8 protein-coding genes are annotated in these 6,532 nt (G+C 68.6%); all 8 read left to right on the top strand.

Features of this window, described 5'->3' with window-relative positions; genetic code table 11:
- Nucleotides 1-1,319: PQQ-dependent sugar dehydrogenase (locus ACTS11_RS00295; RefSeq protein ID WP_442638356.1), on the top strand; the 1,319-nt coding region annotated here is incomplete at its 5' end.
- Nucleotides 1,320-1,512: 193 nt separating this feature from the next.
- Entirely contained in the window at nucleotides 1,513-1,878 is a 366-nt protein-coding gene (locus ACTS11_RS00290; protein ID WP_442638355.1) for an NADH-quinone oxidoreductase subunit A, read from the top strand.
- A 243-nt stretch (nucleotides 1,879-2,121) separates the two neighbouring features.
- On the top strand, nucleotides 2,122-2,655 hold the full coding sequence (locus ACTS11_RS00285; RefSeq protein ID WP_442638354.1) for a NuoB/complex I 20 kDa subunit family protein: 534 nt from the start codon (nucleotides 2,122-2,124) through the stop codon (nucleotides 2,653-2,655).
- A 34-nt stretch (nucleotides 2,656-2,689) separates the two neighbouring features.
- Nucleotides 2,690-3,298 carry an NADH-quinone oxidoreductase subunit C gene (locus ACTS11_RS00280; RefSeq protein ID WP_442638353.1) on the top strand — a complete coding sequence of 203 codons (609 nt, stop codon included), beginning with the start codon at nucleotides 2,690-2,692 and terminating at the stop codon, nucleotides 3,296-3,298.
- A gap of 45 nt (nucleotides 3,299-3,343) precedes the next feature.
- Nucleotides 3,344-3,727, top strand: coding sequence for a nuclear transport factor 2 family protein (locus ACTS11_RS00275; protein WP_442638352.1), 384 nt, complete (start codon nucleotides 3,344-3,346; stop codon nucleotides 3,725-3,727).
- A gap of 6 nt (nucleotides 3,728-3,733) precedes the next feature.
- Nucleotides 3,734-4,978 (top strand): NADH-quinone oxidoreductase subunit D, encoded by a 1,245-nt coding sequence (locus ACTS11_RS00270; RefSeq protein ID WP_442638351.1) that lies wholly within the window; start codon nucleotides 3,734-3,736, stop codon nucleotides 4,976-4,978.
- A 121-nt stretch (nucleotides 4,979-5,099) separates the two neighbouring features.
- On the top strand, nucleotides 5,100-5,561 hold the full coding sequence (locus ACTS11_RS00265) for a hypothetical protein (protein ID WP_442638350.1): 462 nt from the start codon (nucleotides 5,100-5,102) through the stop codon (nucleotides 5,559-5,561).
- Between the two features lie 95 nt (nucleotides 5,562-5,656).
- Nucleotides 5,657-6,532, top strand: an 876-nt coding sequence (gene nuoE / locus ACTS11_RS00260; protein ID WP_442638349.1) for an NADH-quinone oxidoreductase subunit NuoE, incomplete at its 3' end; no start/stop codon positions are given.

Here is a 6,532-nt window from a genome sequence, read left to right as displayed (position 1 = left end):
CGAACGACCGAGGGAGGACCTCCATGACCATGCACCGAACCACGACCTTCGCCGCGGGCCTCATGGCCGCGACCGCGATCACGGGCCCCGCGCTCGCGCAGGGGATGAACACGACGAGCCTCGGCCACGAGGAGGTGGTGACGGGGCTCGGCATTCCCTGGGACATGGCCTTCCTCGAGGACGGCACGATGTTCTTCACCGAGCTCTGCGAGGGCCTGTCCGTCCGCACCGGCGACGGGGAGGTGAACCAGCTCCTCGGCATGGGCGGAAGCGAAGGTTACGCGATGACCGCCGACGACCTCTTCTGCGAGGGGCAGGCGGGGATGAACGGCGTGGCGCTCGACCCCGACTTCCAGCAGAACCGGCACGTCTACGTCTATTCGGCCTCCGACATGTCGGACCCGCCGACGAACCGGGTGCTGCGTTTCACCGTGAACGAGGACTTCACGGAGCTGTCCGAGCGTACCGACCTGATCGAGGACATCCCCTACAAGACCGACCCGACCGACCATCCCTTCGGCGATCCGGGCGCGCATAACGGCGGGCGCATCCGCTTCGGGCCGGACGGCTACCTCTACGTGACGACGGGCGACAACCACAACGAGGAACTGCCGCAGAGCCCCGAGCGCCTCGGCGGCAAGGTGCTGCGCATCACGACCGAGGGAGAAGCCGCGCCGGACAACGGCACGCCCGAGGGCTTCGACCCGCGCATCTTCACCTATGGGCACCGCAACGTTCAGGGGATCACCTTCGACCCCGGGAGCGGGACGCCCATCATCACCGAGCACGGGCCCTGGCACTCCGACGAGATCACCGCGCTCGAGCCCGGCGGCAACGGCGGCTGGGACCCGCGCGACGAGATGGCGGGGCGGGGCGAGTGCCCGGACGACTACTGCGGCTACATGCCGAACCAGCAGGAGGGCATGAACCGCTACGAGCGTGCGGCCTTCATGCCGATGACCGACTTCGAAACCTATCCCGACGCCATGCCGCCGATCTGGGAGAACAACAACTATTCCCAGGGCATCACCGGCGCGACCTTCCTTCAGGGCGAGGAATGGGGCGAGTGGGACGGCCACATGGTCGTCGGCTACATGGGCATCGGCTTCGGCGGGACGCCGATCGGCCAGCGCATCGACGTGATGGAACTCGACGACGACCTCTCGGTGATCGACGTGACCGAGATGACGCTGCCGATGGACCCTGCGCGCTTCCGCTCGCTCGTGCTCGGGCCGGACGGGAACCTCTATGCCGCGACGGATACCGGCGTGATCCACCGCCTCATTCCGGGTGGTGCTGAAAGCGCATCGGGGAACTGATCCCGGCCCGATTTTAGGCTGATCGCGGCGGCGGGGGATGTCCCCGCCGCCTCCCGTTCGGCCCGCCGCGTCCCCGATTTGCCGCACCCCCGCACCCGTTGACCCTGTGGCGGGGCGGCGCTAGACCGGGGCCAACGACCGGATCCGCCGGGGCAAGCGCCGTGCGGCCGGGGCAGATCCCGAGGGAGGGCTCATGCAGGAGCTTCTGTCCAACTACGCGCCGATCATGATCTTCCTGGGCCTTGCCATCGCGCTGGGGCTCGTGCTGATCCTCGCCGCCGTGGTGGTCGCCGTGCGCAACCCCGACCCCGAGAAGGTGTCGGCCTACGAATGCGGCTTCAACGCCTTCGACGACGCGCGGATGAAGTTCGACGTGCGCTTCTACCTCGTGTCGATCCTGTTCATCATCTTCGACCTCGAGATCGCGTTCCTGTTCCCCTGGGCCGTGGCCTTCCCGGACATCTCGATGGCCGCGTTCTGGTCGATGATGGTCTTCCTCGCCGTCCTCACCGTGGGTTTCGCCTACGAGTGGAAGAAGGGCGCGCTCGACTGGGAGTGACGGGTCCGCATCTTGCGGTCCAACCGGCCCCGGAACCCCACATCGACTGCCGCCGTCGTGCCGTGGAGGCATCCTCAGCGTCATCGCCCGCGTTTCGTGCGATCCTGCCGCGCGGGCGGGCGGGGCAACCCGCCCCGGCGCGCTCCGGTGTCGCGGGCGGGCGGCGCGACATCGGCGCGCGCGGCGTTGACCGGGGCGGCCCGGGGCCGTATCTGGAACCCGAACGACCGAAGGGAGCCGCCAATGGGCGTCGCCACCAATCCCAACCATGCCGGGGCGGACCGCGAGGTCGCCACCCAGACGCTGAACCGCGAGCTGCAGGACAAGGGTTTCCTCGTCACCTCGACCGAGGACATCATCAACTGGGCGCGCACCGGTTCGCTGCACTGGATGACGTTCGGGCTGGCGTGCTGCGCCGTCGAGATGATGCACACCTCGATGCCGCGCTACGATCTCGAGCGCTTCGGGACCGCGCCCCGCGCCTCGCCGCGCCAGTCGGACCTGATGATCGTCGCGGGCACGCTCTGCAACAAGATGGCGCCCGCGCTGCGCAAGGTCTACGACCAGATGCCCGAGCCGCGCTACGTGATCTCGATGGGGTCCTGCGCGAACGGCGGGGGCTACTACCACTACAGCTATTCCGTGGTGCGCGGCTGCGACCGGATCGTGCCGGTGGACCTCTACGTGCCGGGCTGTCCGCCCACGGCGGAGGCCCTGCTCTACGGCATCCTCCAGCTGCAGCGGAAGATCCGCCGCACCGGCACCATCACGCGCTGACCCGCGCCATGCGCGCGGCAACAGGAGACGAGCCATGACCGAGGCGCTGAGGGAACTCGCGGCCCACATCACCGAGCGGCAGCCCGACGCGGTGCTGGGGCACAGCATCGAGCGGGGGGAACTGACGCTCGAGGTGGCGCTCGCCGAGCTCGCCGATTTCGTCGAGTTCCTGAAGGTCGACCGCGCCTGCGCCTTCTCGACGCTGATCGACATCACCGGCGTCGACTGGCCCGAGCGGGACCGCCGCTTCGACGTGGTCTATCATTTCCTCAGCATGTACCAGAACCACCGCATCCGGGTGAAGGCGGCCGTCCGCGAGCAGGACGTGGTCCCCTCCATCGTGCAGGTCCACGCCGCCGCCGGCTGGTACGAGCGCGAGGTCTACGACATGTTCGGCATCCTTTTCTCGGGGAACCCGGACCTGCGCCGCATCCTCACCGACTACGGCTTCCGCGGGCACCCGCTGCGCAAGGACTTCCCGACGACGGGCTACACCGAGGTCCGCTACGACGAGGAACTGAAGCGCGTGGTCTACGAGCCGGTCAGCCTGGTCCAGGAATACCGCCAGTTCGACTTCATGAGCCCGTGGGAGGGCGCGCAGTACATGCTGCCTGGCGACGAGAAGGCGGAAGCCAAGGGTTGACGCAGACGATAGCCGCAGCTCCGGCCGCGAAGGGGAGAAGAAGGCATGAAGGGCACCGTTGAACTGCACGCGCAGATCCTCGAACAGGCCAAGGCCTATTGCGAGGCGGTGTGGTATGCGCGGACCGAGGTGTTCGAGCAGATGTGCCACGAGCGGTTCAACATGAACCTCATCGACCCCGAGGGGCCGACCTACTGGGACAAGGCCTCCTTCATCGAGCGCGTGCGCGGCCGTTCGCCCGGCGAGGGGCCCGCCTCCTACGAAGTGCTCGACATCGACGTGATGGGCGACCAGATCGCCCGCGTGCATCTCTGGGTCGACATCCCCGGAACGCGCTTCGAGGACCATCTCGGCTTCGTGAACGAGGACGGGTCCTGGAAGCTTCTCACCAAGGTCTTCCGCACGAAAGCGCGTCTGAACAAGGAATAGGCAGCCATGATGGACGGCGACATCCGGCAGGACCGCTACGCGGACGGCACGCAGGACCGCGAGACGGCCGAGCAGAAGATCCGCAACTTCAACATCAACTTCGGCCCCCAGCACCCGGCGGCGCACGGCGTGCTGCGCCTCGTGCTGGAGCTCGACGGCGAGATCGTCGAGCGCTGCGACCCGCATATCGGGCTCCTGCACCGGGGCACCGAGAAGCTGATGGAGAGCCGGACCTACCTCCAGAACCTGCCCTATTTCGACCGTCTCGACTACGTGGCGCCGATGAACCAGGAGCATGCCTGGTGCCTCGTCATCGAGAAGCTGACGGGCGTGAAGGTGCCCCGCCGCGCCTCGCTGATCCGGGTGCTCTATTCCGAGATCGGGCGCGTGCTGAACCACCTGCTGAACGTCACCACGCAGGCGATGGACGTGGGCGCGCTGACCCCGCCGCTCTGGGGCTTCGAGGAGCGCGAGAAGCTCATGATCTTCTACGAGCGGGCCTCGGGCGCGCGGCTCCACGCGGCCTATTTCCGGCCGGGCGGGGTGCACCAGGACCTTCCGCCCTCGCTCATCGACGACATCGACGCCTGGGCCGACCACTTCCCCAAGGTCCTCGACGACATCGACGACCTGCTGACCGAGAACCGGATCTTCAAGCAGCGCAACGTCGACATCGGCGTGGTGACCGAGGAGGACATCCAGGACTGGGCCATGTCGGGCGTGATGGTGCGCGGCTCGGGCCTCGCCTGGGACCTGCGGCGCGCGCAGCCCTACGAGTGCTACGACGAGTTCGAGTTCAGGATCCCGGTCGGCAAGAACGGCGATTGCTACGACCGCTACCTTTGCCGGATGGCCGAGATGCGCGAGTCGGTGAAGATCATCAAGCAGGCCTGCGCCAAGCTCCGCGATCCCGCGAACCAGGGCGACGTGCTGGCGCGCGGCAAGGTCACGCCGCCCTCGCGCGGCGACATGAAGACCTCGATGGAGGCCCTGATCCATCACTTCAAGCTCTATACCGAGGGCTTCCACGTCCCCGAGGGCGAGGTCTACTGCGCGGTCGAGGCGCCCAAGGGCGAGTTCGGCGTCTATCTCGTGGCGGACGGAACCAACCGGCCCTACCGCGCCAAGCTGCGCGCGCCGGGCTTCCCGCACCTGCAGGCGATGGACTACCTCTGCAAGGGCCACCAGCTCGCCGACGTCTCGGCCATCCTCGGCTCGCTGGACATCGTGTTCGGGGAAGTGGACCGGTGAACCGCCGCGTCGGCCGCGTCAGATGATGTGGCCGAAGCGCACCCCCTCCCCAAGATCGGCCGTCGGGGCTTGATCCGACTCGTTTCGTCCGAAAGGATGGACGTCGAGTAATGGGACGCGGGTGAAGCGCCGGAACCAGGCGCGGCCCGCCGGTTGGGACTTCCACATGCGCATCACCTTTCCCGGGCGGGCAACCGCCGCAGGGCTCGTGGCCGGCATGACGCTGGCGCTTGCCGCACCCCTTCCCGCATCGGCCGAGCCGGCCCGGGCGCTCGACTATCTCTCGCAGTCCTCCGACGAGGACGCGGCCGACTACCTCGCCTTCCTCATCCGCTCCTACGGCTGCGAGGTGCGGCGCGAGGACCGGGCGGACTTCAACGCGGCGATCCTGCGCTTCATCGCGCTCGACTTCGGGCTCGACCTCGCGGGGCGGGACCGTGCGGCCATCCTTGGCGAGGCGTTCGACCGGGGGCTCTTCGCCTTCAGCTTCCGCGCCGGGCCGCTCCTGGTCGAGCGCGGAGAGCTGAGGATCGGGCGCGACGGCACCGCGCGGCTCACCACCTGCGGCGCGCTGACGAGCTGATACCGGCGCGGGCGGCCATGCGCCGTTCCGCGCATGGACATTCCCTCCCCCATCTGGCAACCCGAGGCCGAACCGACGACCGACGGACAGGTGCCATGCTCAGACGGCTTCACCCCGAGCAACCCGAGAGTTTCGCCTTCACGCCCGAGAACCACGCCTGGGCGCGGGCGCAGATCACCAAGTATCCCGAGGGGCGGCAGGCCTCGGCCATCATCCCGCTCCTGTGGCGCGCCCAGGAGCAGGAGGGCTGGCTGACCCGTCCGGCCATCGAGGCCGTGGCCGACATGCTCGGCATGGCGCATATCCGCGCGCTCGAGGTCGCGACCTTCTACTTCATGTTCCAGCTCCAGCCGGTCGGCTCGGTGGCGCATGTGCAGGTCTGCGGCACGACGTCGTGCATGATCTGCGGCGCGGAGGACCTGATCGGCGTCTGCAAGGAGAAGATCGCGAACCAGGCCCACAAGCTTTCCGAGGACGGGCGCTTCTCCTGGGAGGAGGTCGAGTGCCTCGGCGCCTGCGCCAATGCGCCGATGGTCCAGATCGGCAAGGACTATTACGAGGATCTGACCGCCGAGAAGCTCGCCCACATCATCGACGAGATGGCCGCGGGCCGCGTGCCGACGCCGGGGCCCCAGAACGGGCGCTATGCCTCCGAGCCGCTGGGCGGGCCGACCTCGCTCATGGAGCATGTCGCGGGGCGCGATCCGCTGAACGCCTCGGCCCGGCTCGCCGCCGACATCGGCGACACGATCAAGCGCATCGACGGCACCGAGGTTCCGCTGCGCGCGCCCTGGGGCCGCCAGTCGGGCGAGGCCGTCGACGTGGAGCCGACGCCGGGCAAGCCGGTGCTCGCCCCCGACACGCCCGCCGATGCCACCGGCATCGACCGGCGCGCGGCGCCCGTGCAGGGCAAGGGCAAGCCCGAGACCGGCGCACCCGCCGAAGCCGCCGAGGAGGTCGCGGGCGTCGAG

This window comes from Roseicyclus sp. (assembly GCF_052168335.1).
GTDB lineage: Bacteria > Pseudomonadota > Alphaproteobacteria > Rhodobacterales > Rhodobacteraceae > Roseibacterium.
Note: the sequence above shows the minus strand (reverse complement) of the source record. Positions and strands in the feature narration are given on the sequence as shown.